16 protein-coding genes are annotated in these 18063 nt (G+C 26.2%); 9 read left to right on the top strand and 7 right to left on the bottom strand.

What is annotated here, in order from left to right:
* Positions 1 to 97 precede the first annotated feature (97 nt).
* Both KQI36_RS13595 and KQI36_RS13590 read left to right on the top strand, forming a co-directional pair.
* Positions 98 to 682, top strand: a complete 585-nt coding sequence (locus tag KQI36_RS13595; RefSeq protein WP_216451328.1) for a HutD family protein — start codon at positions 98 to 100, stop codon at positions 680 to 682.
* Between the two features lie 197 nt (positions 683 to 879).
* Entirely contained in the window at positions 880 to 1236 is a 357-nt protein-coding gene (locus KQI36_RS13590) for a NifB/NifX family molybdenum-iron cluster-binding protein (RefSeq protein ID WP_216451327.1), read from the top strand.
* A gap of 45 nt (positions 1237 to 1281) precedes the next feature.
* On the opposite strand, the gene KQI36_RS13585 is transcribed toward KQI36_RS13590, so the two are convergent.
* Together KQI36_RS13585 and KQI36_RS17865 are read right to left on the bottom strand one after the other, a co-directional pair.
* Positions 1282 to 2148, bottom strand: coding sequence for a DMT family transporter (locus KQI36_RS13585; protein WP_216451326.1), 867 nt, complete (start codon positions 2146 to 2148; stop codon positions 1282 to 1284).
* A gap of 231 nt (positions 2149 to 2379) precedes the next feature.
* On the bottom strand, positions 2380 to 2502 hold the full coding sequence (locus tag KQI36_RS17865) for a hypothetical protein (RefSeq protein ID WP_280527038.1): 123 nt from the start codon (positions 2500 to 2502) through the stop codon (positions 2380 to 2382).
* An 889-nt stretch (positions 2503 to 3391) separates the two neighbouring features.
* On the opposite strand from KQI36_RS17865, the gene KQI36_RS13580 reads away from it, so the two are divergent.
* A complete protein-coding gene (locus tag KQI36_RS13580; protein WP_216451325.1) occupies positions 3392 to 4723 on the top strand; it encodes an APC family permease in 1332 nt (443 codons plus the stop codon).
* 478 nt (positions 4724 to 5201) lie between these two features.
* On the opposite strand, the gene KQI36_RS13575 is transcribed toward KQI36_RS13580, so the two are convergent.
* The 3 genes from KQI36_RS13575 to KQI36_RS13565 form a co-directional block, all read right to left on the bottom strand.
* Positions 5202 to 7547 carry a transglycosylase domain-containing protein gene (locus KQI36_RS13575; RefSeq protein ID WP_216451324.1) on the bottom strand — a complete coding sequence of 782 codons (2346 nt, stop codon included), beginning with the start codon at positions 7545 to 7547 and terminating at the stop codon, positions 5202 to 5204.
* 857 nt (positions 7548 to 8404) lie between these two features.
* Positions 8405 to 9568, bottom strand: coding sequence for an amidohydrolase (locus KQI36_RS13570; RefSeq protein WP_216451323.1), 1164 nt, complete (start codon positions 9566 to 9568; stop codon positions 8405 to 8407).
* A 27-nt stretch (positions 9569 to 9595) separates the two neighbouring features.
* Entirely contained in the window at positions 9596 to 10210 is a 615-nt protein-coding gene (locus KQI36_RS13565; RefSeq protein WP_216451322.1) for a 3'-5' exonuclease, read from the bottom strand.
* A 344-nt stretch (positions 10211 to 10554) separates the two neighbouring features.
* Between KQI36_RS13565 and KQI36_RS13560 the strand changes: the two genes are divergently transcribed.
* The 3 genes from KQI36_RS13560 (at position 10555) to KQI36_RS13550 (ending at position 13087) form a co-directional block, all read left to right on the top strand.
* The gene (locus tag KQI36_RS13560; RefSeq protein ID WP_216451321.1) at positions 10555 to 10980 is read left to right on the top strand and encodes an NfeD family protein; all 426 of its coding nucleotides are present in this window, start codon (positions 10555 to 10557) and stop codon (positions 10978 to 10980) included.
* A 3-nt stretch (positions 10981 to 10983) separates the two neighbouring features.
* Positions 10984 to 11937, top strand: coding sequence for an SPFH domain-containing protein (locus KQI36_RS13555; RefSeq protein ID WP_244991593.1), 954 nt, complete (start codon positions 10984 to 10986; stop codon positions 11935 to 11937).
* A gap of 169 nt (positions 11938 to 12106) precedes the next feature.
* Positions 12107 to 13087, top strand: a complete 981-nt coding sequence (locus tag KQI36_RS13550) for a P1 family peptidase (protein WP_216451320.1) — start codon at positions 12107 to 12109, stop codon at positions 13085 to 13087.
* 48 nt (positions 13088 to 13135) lie between these two features.
* Here KQI36_RS13550 and KQI36_RS13545 read toward each other — a convergent pair whose 3' ends face one another.
* Positions 13136 to 13744 (bottom strand): ECF transporter S component, encoded by a 609-nt coding sequence (locus tag KQI36_RS13545; protein ID WP_026022359.1) that lies wholly within the window; start codon positions 13742 to 13744, stop codon positions 13136 to 13138.
* Positions 13745 to 14095: 351 nt separating this feature from the next.
* On the bottom strand, positions 14096 to 15994 hold the full coding sequence (gene asnB / locus KQI36_RS13540; protein ID WP_216451319.1) for an asparagine synthase (glutamine-hydrolyzing): 1899 nt from the start codon (positions 15992 to 15994) through the stop codon (positions 14096 to 14098).
* Between the two features lie 758 nt (positions 15995 to 16752).
* Here asnB and KQI36_RS13535 point away from each other — a divergent pair.
* The 3 genes from KQI36_RS13535 to KQI36_RS17750 all read left to right on the top strand — a co-directional run bounded on the left by KQI36_RS13535 (position 16753) and on the right by KQI36_RS17750 (position 18017).
* On the top strand, positions 16753 to 17310 hold the full coding sequence (locus KQI36_RS13535; protein WP_216451318.1) for a hypothetical protein: 558 nt from the start codon (positions 16753 to 16755) through the stop codon (positions 17308 to 17310).
* 377 nt (positions 17311 to 17687) lie between these two features.
* The gene (locus KQI36_RS17995; protein WP_460280396.1) at positions 17688 to 17798 is read left to right on the top strand and encodes an iron-sulfur cluster assembly accessory protein; all 111 of its coding nucleotides are present in this window, start codon (positions 17688 to 17690) and stop codon (positions 17796 to 17798) included.
* Positions 17799 to 17858: 60 nt separating this feature from the next.
* The gene (locus KQI36_RS17750; protein ID WP_010296335.1) at positions 17859 to 18017 is read left to right on the top strand and encodes an iron-sulfur cluster assembly accessory protein; all 159 of its coding nucleotides are present in this window, start codon (positions 17859 to 17861) and stop codon (positions 18015 to 18017) included.
* Positions 18018 to 18063 lie beyond the last annotated feature (46 nt).

Raw genomic sequence — 18063 nt, 5'->3', positions numbered from 1 at the left:
GATAAAAAACATAAGAATTTATTTAAAAAAAAGATAGAACTAATTATATGATTAGTTCTATCACAAATATAATTTAGTTAAAAGGCGAGGTATAGAAGTGGATATTAAAATTATAGAACCACATAAACAAAATATATCTAAATGGAGTGGTGGTAAAACTAAAGAAATATATATTTACCCTGAAAATGGAAATTATAAAGAAAGAAATTTTAAATTTAGGGTAAGCTCAGCTACTATTGACGTAGAAACATCTACATTTACAAAATTAGAAAATGTGAAAAGATTAATAACAACATTAGATAATGATTTAAAATTACTTCATGAGGATGGAGTTACTGTAAATTTAACACCATATGAAATTTATAGGTTTTCAGGAGAATTGGAAATTAAAAGTTTTGGTAAAGTTACAGATTTTAATTTAATGTTAATGGGCGATACAAGTGGAGATATAAGTGTTTTAAAAGGGGATGAGCAGAATATTCTAATAAGTAAAACTAATATGACACAAGTATTTGTACTTTATACCATAGATGATAACGTTGTTATAAAAATTAATGACAAATCTATAGTACTAAAAAAGTACAATGCAATAGTAATAAGAAATGATAAATTTGAACAATTGACAATTGCACTAGAGAATAAGAACAATGTTAAAGTTTTAGCTTGTAGTATAGAAGTCTAGATAGATGTATATATAAGAATTTGTTAGAAAAGTTTAGAAAATATATGGTTAATATGTAAAATCGATAGGATATATTAAAATACAATCTTAAAAAGTATGTAATTAAGTTGGAGTTATAGTAAAGTAACATGATATTATATAAATTGTGTGTATTATAAATTAGATTATGTATACGATTTTAGTTAGGGGGAAAATTTATGAAAATTGCTATGCCTAAAAACGGAGAATATATAAATCAGCATTTTGGTAAAAGCGAATGTTTTTTTATAGCAGATTTAGATGGTTCTAATATTAAAGAGTGCAAAGAAATATCTTCAAAAGACTTGCAACATAATCATGGTGGTTTATCTCAATTACTTGTAAATGAAGGGGTTTCAGTCGTTATAACAGGTGGAATTGGACAAGGTGCATATAATGCTTTAAAAGAAAAGGGATTAGATGTTATAAGAGGAGTTAATGGAAATGTTAATGATGTAATATCATCTTTTATATCAGGAAAGCTTAAAGATAAAAAAGTTTTATGCAATCATCATGGGGAACATCATAATCATTAAAATAACTATTTTAAAATAAAAAAACAGAGGTACACCTCTGTTTTTTTATTTAATATTTAATTTATCTAACTTTTTATTATATATAAACATATAAAATGAAGATATAAATATTATTATGTAACCAAAGAAACTGAACTTATCAGGAGTTTGATTAAATACAATCATGCTAATTATAGCTGAAAAAATTATATTTGAATAATCAAATATAGAAATTTCTTTGGCAGGTGCATATTTATAAGCAAGAGTTATTCCGAATTGACCTATAGTTGCAAAAGTACCAGCCATTAATAAATAAAAAAGTTGCATTATTGTCATAGGTTTATAACTTAAGACTAAAAAGGGGAAAAGTACTATTAAAGAAAAGAAGGAAAAATAAAATACTACAGTATAGTATTTTTCTTTTCCACCAAGGAATCTTACACAAGTATAGGCAGCTGCAGCAGATATAGCTGAAAATATACCTATAATATATGGAATCAAATCTAGACTTAATGCAGGTCTTATGATAAATAATGCACCTAAAAATGCAATAACCACTGCTAGGATTTGATTAGTTTTAATAGTTTCTTTTAAAAATATGGCGGAAAAAATTATAACAAAAAATGGACTAAGTTTGTTAAGCATGTTTGCATCTGAAAGTATAAGGTGATCAATTGCATAAAAATTTAAAACTATTCCAAGGGTTCCAAATGCAGATCTTAATAAGAGAGTTTTCTGGTTTTCCTTTTTTCCAAAAAAACTTTCTTTATTTTTTATGATTATAAAAAATGATATTATACAAGAAATTAAATTTCTAAAAAAGGTTTTTTGAAAAGATGGCAAGTCTCCAGATAATTTAACAAAAGCTGACATCATTGCAAAACCAAATGCAGATAAAATTATAAATAGTATTCCTTTAGTTCTATTACACATATTAAAGTATCCTTTCTTTGTAAATGAAAATAATAATCAATAATATTATGTACAATTTATAATTAAATTTCAAGTGTAAATGTATAAAACTATATAACAATCATAAAAACTTAATTCGAGATTTAGTTACTATTAAAATTTAAGCATATTATTTAAGTATAATATATTAATGTAGGAATTAGATAAAAAAAGAATATCTTAATTAAAAAGATATTCTTTTTTTATCTAATTTTATTGATTTGTTTTTTTGCCTTTAGGATTTGAAACTTTATTACCATTTATTATACCAACATCAGCACCATCTTTAGGATACATTTTTCTAAGCTCAGCTTGAGTTTTCCAATTCTCTTTCATTCTATTTTTATTATTATCCATAATAAAATATATGTTAATACTTTAAGCTAAAATTAAATTTTTTATATTCAAGTATTAACAATCTCCTTTCTGTAATATATTTTAATAATTTTTATACAGCAATTTTAGTTAAGTTTTAAAATACATAGCTTAATTTTGTACTATTATTATTTACAAAAACAATAAAATTATTATATTAGAAAAATAAAAATTTTAAATTTAAAATTTGAAAAGAAATATTCAGAAAAATAATATGAAAAATCAGTATCATTGCAATTGTATGTTGTAGATATTTTAAAGTTATTTTAAAAGTATAAAAATACTATTTGAATAAACTTTTAATGGTACTTTTGTTAAAAGAATAATAGATAATAATGGTGTAATAATTTCAAAAAACGCCAAAAATATGTATGTTAAAAATTTATTTACTTTAATGGAGTAAATACCTTGTTATATTTTTTATATAAACAATATAAAATAATAATAATTAATAAAAAACAAAAAAAATAGAGTGAAGTTCTAAGAGGTTAAAGTTTAATTTTAGAAAAAGTTATTTTAAAATTTTAAAATAATAAAAAAAAACAACAAAAGTATAATAAACATTTAAATTTAACTTAAAATTTTCATTATTAAGAAATTTGTTACTAAAGAAGGATGCTATTTAGAAAAAAGAATATTGAGTTGGTAACGTTGCATATAAAGAATAAATATTTTGATAATTTAATTAAAAAGTTAGATAAAAAAATAACAAAAACCACTGTTTTTTTAAAAAAATGTGTTGCATCATCGACAATTTTCGAGTACAATAACATTGCAATTCAAAATAACTAATTAATCAAATTAGTCAAAAAATTATTCAAAAATCTTTTACAGAAATGGAGAGAAATTAATGTCACAAGAAAACAAAAGAAGTATGGGCTTAAAAGAAGCTATCTCAGTTGTTGTAGGGGTAGTTATCGGTTCAGGTGTGTTCTTTAAAGCATCTGTAGTTTTTAAAGAGGCTGGATCACCATTATTAGGTATATTAGCATGGCTAATCGCTGGTCTTATAACTATTTGTGCAGGATTAACTGTTGCAGAAATAGCATCAGCAATACCAAAAGAAGGTGGACTTTACGCTTATTTAACAGAATTATATGGCGACGTTGTTGGATTCTTGTATGGGTGGGTTCAAGTTGTTATATATTTCCCAGCAGTAATTGCAGCTAGTGCAATTGTTTTATCAGAAACTGCATCACCACTATTAGGTGGATTAAGCGCAACACAACAAAAATTATTAGCGGTTGGTTTAATAATTTTTATGGCATTAGTACATATGGTGTCAACTAAGTTAGTAGGTAAAGTTCAAGTTATAGCAACAGTTGGAAAACTTTTACCATTAGCAGCTATTATAATATTTGGTATTATCAACGGTAAAAGTGGAGAACTTTCTACAATTTCATTTAACGGATTTACAGCTGGTGGATTTGGAGCTGCGTTAATAGGATGTTTATGGGCCTATGATGGTTGGATAAGTGTTGGTACTTTAGCTGGTGAAATAAAAGAACCAGAAAAGAACTTACCAAAGGCTATAATTGGTGGTTTAACAATTGTTATGTCTGTTTACGTGTTATTTAGTATTGGTATAATCAAAACATTACCAATGGATCAAGTTATAGGTTCAAGTGCAGTTGCAGCTGATACAGCATCAGTGTTATTTGGTTCAATTGGTGGAGTTATTATTTCACTTGGTATGTTGATTTCTGTTTTTGGAGCTTTAAATGGAAACATGATGGCTGGATCAAGAATGCCAGTAGCTATGGCTAAAGAAAAAAAATTACCAGCTAGTGCTGTTTTAGAGCAAATTAATCCTAAATTTGGTACTCCAATAAATTCAATAATACTACTAAGTGTAATAGCATTAGTATATGTTGCAAGTGGATCATTCCAAGCATTAACTGATATGATAGTATTCGTATTATGGGTATTCTTCGTAATGGGAGTATTTGGAGTATTCTTAGTAAGAAAGAAAAAAATGAATGCAAGCTATAAAGTACCTTTATTCCCAATAATACCATTAATAGGTATAATTGGAGGTATATATATAGTAATAAGCTGTTTAACTTCAAGCTTTACTAATGCTGTTGTAGGAACAGTATTAACATTAGTAGGTTTACCAGTGTTCTTATACTTAAAGAAAAAGAATACAAAAGAAACAGGTTCTGGAAAGAACGTTGCTTAATTATGAATTGTAAATAATAAGGTTGTTTTCAACTTGAAAAAGTTGAGACAACCTTTTTTTATTAAATAATTTTAAGTGGAAAATATAAAGTTTTTATTTATATTTAAAAGAAATATTGTTATAGAAGAATCATAGCAATAGTAAGCTATTAATTTTTTTAGTTAGTATTAGATTTAGTATAAAATTTTAACAAAATATATTTAAATAAAAAGTTTTATAAAAATAAACTATATATTTACTTTAGTTGAATAAAATTTCGTGAAGTGAAAAATAAGTACATAATAAAAAGGCTATATATATGCATATACAAGCCCAAACTAGTTAATGGTATAAAAGGTGCTTTAAAAGACATTTTCCTTTTTAGAAATGTATATGGAGACTTATTGTATATAATAAAATATAATATGCTTTAAAATAAAAAGTGCTTAAATTTATTAAAATTTAAGCACTTTTTATTTTATTATACTATATTGTACTACTAAGTAGGATTTTTAGGTGGATCCACCGGTGGATTTACTGGTGGATCAACTGGATCTACAGGTGGGTCAACTGGATCTACAGGTGGATCAACTGGATCCACTGGAGGTTTTGTTTCCCCACCGCCATCGCCAGGGTTAGTGTTTCCATCACCGTTATTATTTCCATTATTATTTCCGTTGTTATTTCCAGGATTATTTGTTTCAGGTTTATTATCTTTATCGGTGTCCTTATTTTTATCCTTATCTTTATCCTTATCTTTATCCTTAGTTTTATCAGTTTCTTTTTCTGTATCAGGTTTAGGTGTATCATCTGGTATAATGTTTAAATCTGGACCAGAAAGTGTACTTCCATCAAAATCTTTTAAAGGTAAGCCAGAATGTATCTCATCCATATAATCTTTCCAAATGGATTTCGATACTTGTCCACCTTTATATATAGTTTGAGGAATATCAGCTCCAACATAAACAACAGTAGTGTAGTAAGGAGTATAACCACAAAACCAAGCATCTTTATCATCATCTGTAGTCCCTGTTTTACCAGCTGATGGCATACCGCTTTTTAGAGCTGCTCCATAACCTGTACCGTGAGGTTTAGATATAACACCTTTCAATATACTAGTCATTTCTTTGGTAGCATCTTCTGAATATATCTCTATTTTTCCATGAGAATTTTTATATAAAACTTCATTTTCATAGTTTTCTATTTTTTCAAGACATGTAGTTTCTATATATTGGCCGTTTCTAGCTAGTGTTGAATATGCTCCTGCCATTTCTACAGCAGTTGTACCTTTAGTAAAACCTCCTATAGAAACTATAGGTGTTGTATCTGAAGGCATTATATACTTAAATTTCATATTATGAAGATAAGATAATGCTGTATCTACGCCTATTTCATTAACTAGATTAAAAGGTATAGTATTTATGGAAATTTCAGTTGCATATCTGAGATTTACATATCCTTTATAGCCACTGTAAGCATTAGCAGGACCATTTGATATTGCTTTATCTTCTAAAGTACTATTAGCGGTATATCCACGTTCAAAAGCAGGGGTGTAAGCCACAAGAGGCTTAATTGTTGAACCGGGCTGTCTAGGAGCTAAGTAAGCTCTATTAAATGTATTATCAACGCCATCCTGACTTCTACCACCTACAATTGCAACTACATTTCCAGTTGTATTATCTATTGTAACAGCAGATCCTTGCATTGAATAAAGTCCTGTATCTGGATCAATGCCATAATAACCAGATAAATTATTATCTAAACTATTTTGTAATAGTTCTTGTTTTCCAGGGTCTAATGAAGTGTAAATTTTATATCCACCTTTTCTTATTGAAGCATTAAGCTCCATATATAACTTATCATAATTATCAAAATAAGATGTTCTGTCATTATCATCTTTAAAACTTGTCCTAAATTTAAAACCTGATTTAGCCATAAGTTGTTCGATAGTACAATTTAATGCATAAGTTATCATATAACCTTCTGGTTCATAATTTTCATGTTCTTTAACATTAAGATTAATCTCTTCAGATTTAGCACTATCATGTTCATCTTGAGTAATTGTTTTTGCCTTTAACATTTTATCAAGTATAAGATTTCTTCTCTCAAGAGTGTTTTCTATATTTGATAAAGGATCAAACATAGTAGGATTATTAGGTATAGCTGCTAAAAAGCAAAGTTCACTTAAGTCTAAATCCTTAGATGGTTTGTTAAAATAATAATTAGATGCGGATTCAATACCATAATTTCCATTACCAAAATATATATTATTGATATAAAACTCAATAATTTGTTCTTTGCTATATTTTTCTTCAAGTTTACGAGAAATTATTATTTCTTGAAACTTCCTTTTAAAAGTTTGTTCATGAGAAAGAACTGTAGTTTTAACAAGTTGTTGAGTTATAGTAGATCCACCTTGTGTTATTTCTCCTCTGTTTTTTACAAGTTCTAATCCAGCACGAAATAATGCTTTAAAATCAACACCATTATGTTTCCAAAATCTAGGATCTTCTATGGAAACAAAAGCATTAACAATATTTGGCTGTATGTTTTTGTAATCTAAATATGAATAATCATATTGAGCTAATTCTCGAATTACTTGTCCATCTTTATCATAAATTACAGTGGGCATTTTGCTTAAAAATGTTTGATATGATACAGAGTTAGCTTTTTCTACAGAATCGTTATAAAAGTTTTTTAGGTTTTTATAATTAAAAGCTAAAACAAGCATTCCTATAAGGGTAATAACTAATAAAAATATAAAAAACCCCTTTAAAATCCCTTTGCTTTTGGATTTTTTACGACGAGTTTTCTTTTTTTGTTTATCTGTTGTTTTTTCTTTCATATTGGGCTCCTTTCATAAAGAAGTTTTAATATTATCTTAATATAACAATTAATTAAGATAATATAATAATAATAAATATTATTAAAAAATATTACTAAAATTTAACAAAAGTTTTATCTATAAATGATAAAATTAAGATAAGTTATATTTTAATAAATTTTTTAATTAATTTAAAAGTGTATAGTGGAAAACCCTTAAATGGATTATACTTCAATTTTTATTAATATGCAAAGTAGTTATTAACATATTATTTAATTGTATAGTTTCAAGTTTATAAATTATAAGGTTAATCCATATAAAATTGTAAATTAGACACTTTTACTTAATTATTACTATAAAATTTCATATGTTAATAATTATATTGATTTAGCACTCAAAGCTACAAAAAACGTACAATAACTTCAAAATTTATTTATTGTAACAGAATTATCAACATATGTTCTAGGTTTAAATTTAACTTAAAAATGTTATTTCTAAAACTTAGATAACCAAACAATGATGTAAGCTCGCAAACATCTAAACCTAAGACTGAATTTAGAGTAAAAATATTTTTAAGTTTTTAAATAAATTTAAATTCGAGCTTATTTCCCTATATTATTGTAAAGAAAGTAATTAAATAATAAAAATATAATAAGCCTTTTTATTATTTAAATTAAAATTTATACAAATAATAACATATACAACAAACCTTTAATATTATACAATGGATATTGAAAAAAATACAACAATATTTTGATTAATATAAAGTAGATAATTATATATAGGGTTAATAAAAAGTTATGAAATATAGAAATAATATTCTAAATTCATAACTTTAACATGAAAATTATAGTTATATTAATATTAAGAAATATATATTAAAGTTCGTTTTTAATAATTTCACCATTTATCATTACAAATTTAACTTTATTTCTTAAATCAAAAGGATGACCATTATAAATAATTATATCTGCATCTTTATTTTTTTCTATAGAACCAACTCTGTGACAAATATCTAAAGTTTTTGCTGGATTTATAGTTATAGAACGTAAAGCTTCTTCATCGTCCATACCTTCTCTAGCAGCTAAAGCGGCACAAATAGGCAAATATTGAAGTGGTATAACTGGGTGGTCTGTCATAAGTGATACCTTTATTCCAGCACGGTTTAGTAAATATGGAGTTTTAAATGTTAAATTTTGAAGTTCTACCTTAGATCTATCAGATAAAGTTGGTCCAACTATTATGCCTTTTAAATTTTGATTTTTTAAATAATCTACAATCAAATGACCCTCAGTGCAATGTTCTAAAGATAAGTCTAAATTAAATTCTTTTGCTATTCTAATTGCTGATAAAATATCATCTGCTCTATGAGCATGAGCTTTAACAGGAAGTTCGCCTCTTATTACCTTACCTAATGAGTCCATTTTCATATCAAATTCAGGCGCTTTTTCCATACCTTCCATAAATTTTTTTTGCTTTTCAACGTAAATTTCAGCTTTTTTAAAATTTTCTCTAAGAATTGATGCAGTACCCATTCTCGTAGAAGGTGACTTTTTTTGATTTCCATAGACTCTTTTTGGATTTTCTCCAAAAGCAATTTTCATAGCAGAACACTCTTTAATAACCATATCATCTATTGTTTTTCCATAGGTTTTCATTATTGTAAATTGACCCCCTATAACATTTGCACTACCTGGTCCAGTTGAAACGGTAGTAATACCTGAGCATAAAGCTTCCTCAAAACATTTATCTAAAGGATTTATAGCATCTATTGCTCTAAGTTGAGGTGTTACTGGATCAGTAGCTTCATTACCGTCAGCACCTTCAAATCCAATCCCATTTTCCCACATACCTACATGACAATGTGCATCAATTAACCCAGGCATTAAAAAACCACCTTTAGCATCAATTACCAATGAATTTTCAGGAATTGGTAAATTATGGCCAAGGTCTTCTATTTTACTATCTTTAATAATAACCATTCCGTTTTCTAAAATTAAGTCAGTCATAGTATGAATACTAGCATTTGTAATAACTATCATAATAACAATACCCCCAATAAAATTATATTAATTATTTTTAACCATTTTTGTGAAATAACCTTTAGGGATTAAACCTTTTCTTATTCCTTCAGTTACAACTAAATATGTTGCAGCTGTGTCAAATCTAGCATCATGGTAATTTCCGCTACCATCAAATAATTCATTAGCTTTATTTTTAATTATTGTAGAATTAAGGCCTAAAAAATTAACAACTTCCTCAAGTTTGGGATTCTTAATTCCACCTTTGCCATTAGAACATTTACATATGTTTTTATAATAGTTCATAGTACAAAATGTGTTTCTAGGTTTATAATTTATTTCACAAAACTCCAATTCGTGAGTTATAAACTTAATATCAAAATTTACATTGTGACCTATTAATATATCTGCATTTAAAAAATCATATGAAATTTCTTCAAATTGATCTTCAAAATATAATCCATTACTTAATTTATATAAATCTTCTTCAGAAAATCCATGTATTTCTTTAGCTGATGGTTCCACATATTCTACAGCAAAGAAAAAATTTTTACCATAAGTCTTTTGTGGTTTTACATCAGTATCTACAATTATATAAGAAAGTTCACATATGTTTCCAGGTGATATACCTGTAGTTTCTGTATCAAAAAAAATCATTTTCATTAGAAAAAATTCCTCCTAAAATAAGATTTGTTTAATTGTAATCATTAGTTAAATTTATATTTCATAAGTAAAGTTTAAACTAAAGATACTATACTATATAATAATGTATATTAGAAAAAATGACTAGTAATTATATTAAGATTTTTAAATATATATTTAATAAGGGCTTATATTAAATATTTTTAAATGAAAAGGTTATGTTAAAATTTATACAATAACATATATTTATACAGTTATTTATATTGCAAATTGTAGAAAATAGTGTATTATATAGTATAAATAATACTATTGTTAAATTATGCAATTAATTTAATTGTATTATTTTAGGGGGGAGTGTAAAAAATATGAGTTTGAATTGGATTTGGATTGGATTAACAATCGTTGTAATAGCTGCTGATTATTTAAGTAGCGATTTTACTTATTCATGGTTAATTTTAGGTTTTATACCAGCATTTTTAATTGGATTTTTAGTAGATTTTGAAATTCAACTTTTAATTGCAATAATATTAGGTGGAATTTCAATAGTAATAGGCCTTAAAATTTCTAGGAAATATATTAAAAGAACATTTAAAAAAGAGTCTTTAACGATGGGTAAATATATTGGAAAAGTTTTTGTATCTGAAGAGGATATATTTAAAGAAAAGCAAATCAAGGTTAATGGAATATATTGGAATGTTAAAAACGTAGGAGATACTATATTAAAAGGAGAAAGTTTTAAGGTTGTATCTGTAGATGGAAATAAATTAATTATAAAAAAGGGAGATGAATAAATTATGGCTATTATAGGAGTAATAGTTGTACTTTTATTAGTTGTAGGTATAATACTTTCAACAGTAAAAGTAGTAAACACAGGTTATGTTTATGTTTTAGAAAGGTTTGGACAGTTTTACAAAATTTTAGAACCAGGATGGCATATTACTATACCATTTGCTGATTTTGTAAGAAAGAAAATTTCGATGAAGCAACAAATATTAGACATACCACCTCAAAATGTTATAACAAAGGATAATGTAAAAATTTCTGTTGACAATGTTATATTTTACCATGTTTTGAATGCTAAGGATGCTGTTTATAATATTGAAGATTTCACATCAGGAATTATGTATTCAACAATTACTAATATGAGAAATATCATAGGTGATATGAGTTTAGATGAAGTTTTAGCAGGAAGAGATACTATAAATTCAAAACTTTTAACAATAGTTGATACTATAACAGATGCATATGGTATAAAAGTACTTTCTGTAGAAATAAAAAACATAGTTCCACCACAGGAAATACAAAATGCAATGGAAAAACAAATGAAGGCAGAAAGAGATAAAAGAGCAGCTATACTTACTGCAGAAGGTCAAAAAGAAAGTTCTATAGCTAAGGCAGAAGGAGATAAACGTTCAAAAATACTTCAAGCAGAGGCAGAGAAAGAAGCAAATATAAGACATGCAGAAGGACTTAGAGAATCACAATTATTAGAAGCAGAAGGTAAATCCAGTGCAATAGAGATTATAGCTAAAGCTGAAGCGGAGGCTATTCAAAGAGTAAATAAAGCTATAATTGAATCTGGTACAAATGAAGCGGTTATAGCTTTAAAACAAGTAGAGGCTCTTAAAGAATTGTCAAAGAATCCAGCAAATAAAATGATATTACCAGTTGATTCTTTAAATTCTTTAGGAAGTATTGCTGCAATAGCAGAAACACTAAAGATGTCAAAAGATATGAAAAATCATTAAAGTCTAAAATATAAAGAGGTGTGTGATTGAATTCACATACCTTTTTTATATAAATATAATATTATTTAGAATTTAGCAAAAAGATTATTAAGTAAAATTATAAAAAAATTGATGATAAAATATATTTTAAATTATACTATAATTATAATATTTTATAAGAGGTGTTTTTATGAAGGAAATTAAATTTTTAGATATAGAAAAAATTAAAGTAGGTCATTGCGAAAATCATGAAGGTGGAACTGGATGCACTGTAGTTTTATGTGAAGAAGGAGCTACTGGTGGTGTTTCTGTAAGAGGAGGGGCTCCAGGTACTAGGGAAACAGATCTTTTGAATCCTACAGAAATGATTGAAAAGATACATGCAGTAGTGCTATCTGGAGGAAGTGCTTTTGGGTTAGATGCATCCTGTGGAGTTATGGAATATTTAGAAAGAAAAAATATAGGATTTGATGTTGGTGTTACTAAAGTACCAATAGTGTGTAGTGCTGTTCTTTTTGATTTAACAATAGGTGATAGTAAAATTAGACCAGATAAAAAAATGGGGTATGAAGCATGTGTATTTAGTGAAACTAATAGAAAAGATTTAAATGGGAATGTAGGAGCTGGATGTGGAGCTACAATAGGGAAAGCACTAGGTCCAAAATCTTCAATGAAAAGTGGTCTTGGTTCTTATGCCATACAAATTGGAGATTTGAAAATAGGTGCAATGGTTGCTGTAAATGCTTTTGGGGATGTTATAGATCCATTAACAGGAAAAATATTAGCAGGGGTATTAGATTATAACAAATTAAGCTTTTTAAATACAGAAAATATATTAGTAAGGGAATATGAAAATAAAAATAATAGATTTAATGGCAATACAACTATAGGTTTAATTGTAACCAATGCTAAATTAAGTAAAAATGAAACTAATAAAATTGCATCAATTGCACATAATGGTTTTGCAAAAACTATATATCCTGTTCATACAATGTATGATGGAGATACAATATTTACAATGGCTACTAATATAGTAGAAGCTGATGTAAGCACCGTTGGAATGTTAGCATCTAAGGTAATGGAAAAGGCAGTGATTAATGCCATAGAAAGTGCAGAGAGTAGTTATGGCTTACTAAGTAGAAATGAACTTTTAAAAAAAAGAAATTTGTAAATATATTATATTAATAAAGAGCACTAAAGTTTTAGTGCTCTTTTATATTTATCTTGATTTTTTAATTTTCTTCATTGATATTATTATAGGTGTTACAATTACTGCTGCTACAATAGCTTCAGGTATACCATTAGTTGCACCTATTGTTAAGCAAGCAAGCCCTACAGCTTTATTGCTTGTAAGTCCCCAAATGCTAGATAGTTTATCTGCATAAATTAAGTATCCAAGACCTAAGACACCAATAGTATTAATCATAGAAGCTAAAAAAGCAGTTATTGTAAGTTTAAAAGTATCTTTTTTAGTTTTAAATACTTTATAGATGTAATAACTTCCAACGCCAATCAATACTCTTGGAATTAATGCTATTATAGGGTTTAAAAACATAAAAGAAGTTAATGTTGGTGCTGTTATTGCTTGGAACATACTAAAAAGTCCAAAAATTAACCCTATAAGTCCACCAACTAAAGGTCCCTCTAAAATTCCACCAATTATTACTGGTAAATGTAGTATTGTAGCATTCATAGCTGGAAGTGGTATAAATCCTAGTTTTGTTACTCCTAAGAATATAGAAACCCCAGACAGCATTCCTACAATAGCCATTTGTCTAACTGTAAGTTTAGACTTCTTTGACTTTGTGTTTTTAAAAGTTGACTCCATTACAAATCCTCCCATTCTTATTCCTTTTAGGATATAATTTGGTATTATGCACATATATGTGCCACAATGAAAGTAAATATTACTACATTGTTCAGTTTCTATTCGAATACTGACAATTGTATTTTATAACATTTAACAATAAAAAATCAATATAAAATGGAGAATTAAGAATTTTCTTTAGATATTTTGTTAAATTTAAACATATTTGAAATAATATTTTCTATAGTATATCTATAGTATATAGGTATAGAGTAATCTTATGTTTATTACTTAAATTCATATTAAGTTCTATAAATATAAAAAAGACATTAAAGTAGAATCACTTTAATGTCTTAAAAAATTTAGTATATATTATTTATTTATTTTATCCAAAGCTATTTCTTTTGCAAAGTCATATGAAGCTGTGTTTTCTATGTAAATTCTGTGCCATATTAAGAATACAAGAATAGTCCATATTTTTCTGCTTCTATCGAAAGGTCCTTTTCTATGTTCTTCGATTAAGTCAAGTACAGCTTTTTTGTTTATAAATTCAGCATTACTTTGTTTTACTATATTTACAGCCCAATCATAAAGCTCTTTTTTAAGCCATACACGAATTGGTACTGGATATCCAAGTTTTTTTCTATCTATAGCTCCAAGCATTGGAAGTTGTGACTTATATGCTTCTCTTAGCATATATTTAGTTACATTTCCATTAATTTTTTCTTCAAGATTTAATTTAGAAGCAACTTTTAAAACTTCTGTATCTAAGAATGGAACTCTTAATTCTAAAGAGTGAGCCATACTCATTCTATCAGCTTTGACTAATATATCACCTGTAAGCCAAGTATTGAAATCAACATATTGCATTTGTGTAACTTCGTCATAATTCTTTATTTTATCATATATTGGTTTCATAGTTTTAGCATAAGTAAAATCACTATTGTAATTTTTTAAAATTGAAGCTTTTTCTTCATCTAAAAAGATTTTAGCATTTCCAACATAACGCTCAGAAAGTGGAGTACAACCTCTATCTAAGAAGCTTTTTCCTTTCATTCCTTCAGGCATTTTGTTTGAAATAGCTTTTAACATAGATTTTACTGGTTTTGGAACATTTTTAAAACCTTGAAGTGATAATGGCTCATGATATATAGTATATCCACCAAACACCTCGTCTGCGCCTTCTCCAGATAAAACAACAGTTACATGTTTACGAGCTTCTTGTGAAATAAAATAAAGAGGAATTGCTGCAGGGTCAGCTACAGGTTCATCCATATGCCAAATGATTTTAGGAATTTCATTTGCAAATTCTTCAGCAGAAATAATTCTACTTATATTTTCTACTCCTAATTTATCAGCAGTTTCTTTAGCTAAATCTATTTCTGTGTATCCTTCTCTATCAAATCCAATAGTGAAAGATTTAATGTTTGGATCTATTTTACTAGCAAGTGCAGTAACAACTGTAGAGTCTATACCACCAGATAAAAATGTAGCAACAGGAACATCTGCATTCATATGAAGTTCTACTGATTTTTCCACAACATTTCGTATTTCTTTCATTCTCTCATCTTTAGGCATAGAAATAGGATTAAATTGTAAGCTATAATATTGATTTATTTCACATTTTTTTCCTAACTCTTTTCTTATTGTATGACCTGGTTTTAATAGTTTGACATCTTTAAGCATAGTATTTGGTTCTGGTACAAATTGAAATGTTAAATAGTCATGAATTGCCTTAGTATCTAGATCTTTATAAGTTGTTTCAGGGTTGGCAAAGAAACTTTTTAGCTCAGATGCAACATATAGTCCATTTTCATTTTCGATATAGTAAAAAGGTTTTATACCAAATGGATCCCTGATTCCAAAAAACACCTGTTTTACTTTATCCCAAATTATTATAGAAAACATACCTCTAAGTTTTTTTACAAAGCTTTCGCCTTCATGTTTATATAAAGTAGCTATTACTTCGATTTCTGAATCAGTTGTAAAGTTATAGCCTTCTTTTATTAAATCTTCTCTTAGTTCTCTATAGTTATAAACCTCACCATTAAAAATTAATTCATACTCATTATTTCCATAGCTATAAGGTTGTTTTCCGTTTTCTAAGTCTAGTATACTAAGTCTTCTAAATCCTAAGTATACATGTTCATCAAAATATTCTCCATCTTGAGTTGGTCCCCTATGAATAATTGCTTCAGACATTGGGCTAAGTTTAGCCTTACTGTCAAGAGTCATAGGATTATTACTAAAAAATGTTACAAATCCACACATGTTAAGTCCTCCTTAGTGGAAAATTTTATAAAAATTCTTAATTCCTATTTTTACATTTTATATTAAGAAAAAAAGTTGGTCAATATAAAGGCCATTAAAATATTAACAACATACTAAAAGTCACATTGTAAAATATAATCTTAATGTACAAAATGTAAATTAGTTAAAGATTAGCTTATGTAATCTTATAAAGCGTAAGTTAATAATTACCTTCATAAATAATGACAAGCTTTATAAGCTATAATTTTTAACTTTAATAAATAGAAAATGTTATATTAACAAATAGTTTTAAATTTAGCTTGCCCATTTCATTATTAAATTTATGTAAATAAAAATTAATTAGGTAAATAGGTCAATTGCTATAAAAACATAGCAATATTCTTATAATTATTAAATACAAATTTTATTTTATATATTTTATCCTATTAAAGTATACCATAAAATCTCAAATAACAATAAGATTTATTTTATAAATCTAATAATTCATATAAACATAAGTTATAAATTAATATTAGTACATAAAATATATTATAAATTTAAATTTTAAATTATTACATTATGTATAAGTTGGTTGAAATGTGTTTAAAAATGTAAAAAAAATTTATGTTTTACACATAAATTTTATAAAATTGTTGTTATTATTATTATAATGTCTAAAAAATAAGAAAAATAAAGGAATAAAATATTGGAAAAACAAGGAAAAATATGAGAATATATATATTGTAGAGAATATAAAATACATTTAGGAGGAATATAATATGGATATATCAAAAGGTATAGGAAAAAGCATAACCTTCTATTATTGTGGAATTGATCACATGCTTATAAATATGTATAAATACATAAAAAGTAATATGGAACAAAATGTATTTATATATTTAAATGTTGAAAATAAGGCATTTAAACTTTTAAATGAATTTCTAAATGACACAGAAAAAACTATGATTAAAAATGATAATATGAAAAATATAGTTTTTGAAGGAGAAAAAAATGTTTTAGAAGATTTTTTGAAAAGATATAAAGATGAAAAAATGAACTGTGGATTCTCTGACGTTATATTAATAATAGATGCAAAATATATAATAGAAAATAGTAGTAAAAATTTATTTATTAAATTTATAGAAAATTTGTATGATGTGATACAACATATGCCAATTACAGTTTTAGTATTATATGATTTTGAAGATTATATACAAGAAAGGAAAATCATAGATAAAGAGATTATAAAAGTATCCTATGAAAAACATTCCCATAGGATGTTTGTAAATGATATAATACCTATGAAAGAATTTATAACTAAAAAAAGTTTGGCTTAACTTAATATATAGAGAAATAATCTCAAAGCTTAATTTATGTAAAAATCATAAGAAGCTTTAAGATTTATTACTTAGATATAAGTGGACTTTTAGTATATATAATTTTTAAGGTATGGTAAAATTAAAATCTATAAAATGAAATATTAAAATTATAAATATTAAAAGTTTTCAGCTGAAGAGTTAAGAATTATTCTTCAGTTTTTTTATTTTAAAAAATATAGAAAAATATAGTTAGAGTAGTAATTATATTTTTGAATATAATAAAAATATATTGCAATGAGTTTAAATATGTATTATTATTGATTTGCGACTAAATAATAATTATTATCAATAACTTTGTCTTATTATTTAAAAAAAAGGAAGAAAGAGGGATAAAAATGAGTATTGTTAAAATAAGTGAAAATGCATTTAAAGAATTTAAACAATTCTTAAATGATAATGAAGTTACAGCTGATGTAATAAGAATACATTTTGCAGGTATGGGCTGAGGAGGTCCAGCATTTAGTCTTGTTCTGGATGAACAAAAAGAATCAGATAACACTGAAAAAATGCAAGATTTGACATTCTTAGTAGATAAAGATGTCACTGCACAATTTGGTGAATTAACAATATTATCCGGTGAAGAAAATGGAATGGGTGGATTTTCTATAGAGCCTGAAACTAAACCAGAAGGTGGCGGATGCTCATCTTGTTCAAGTTGTAGTTAGTTTTTAAAATATATTAATTATAAATAAATTAAAAATGGTGCCAAAT

The organism is Clostridium senegalense, from assembly GCF_018916625.1.
Lineage (GTDB): Bacteria > Bacillota > Clostridia > Clostridiales > Clostridiaceae > Clostridium_J > Clostridium_J senegalense.
This window is presented reverse-complemented; position numbering and strand designations above follow the sequence as displayed.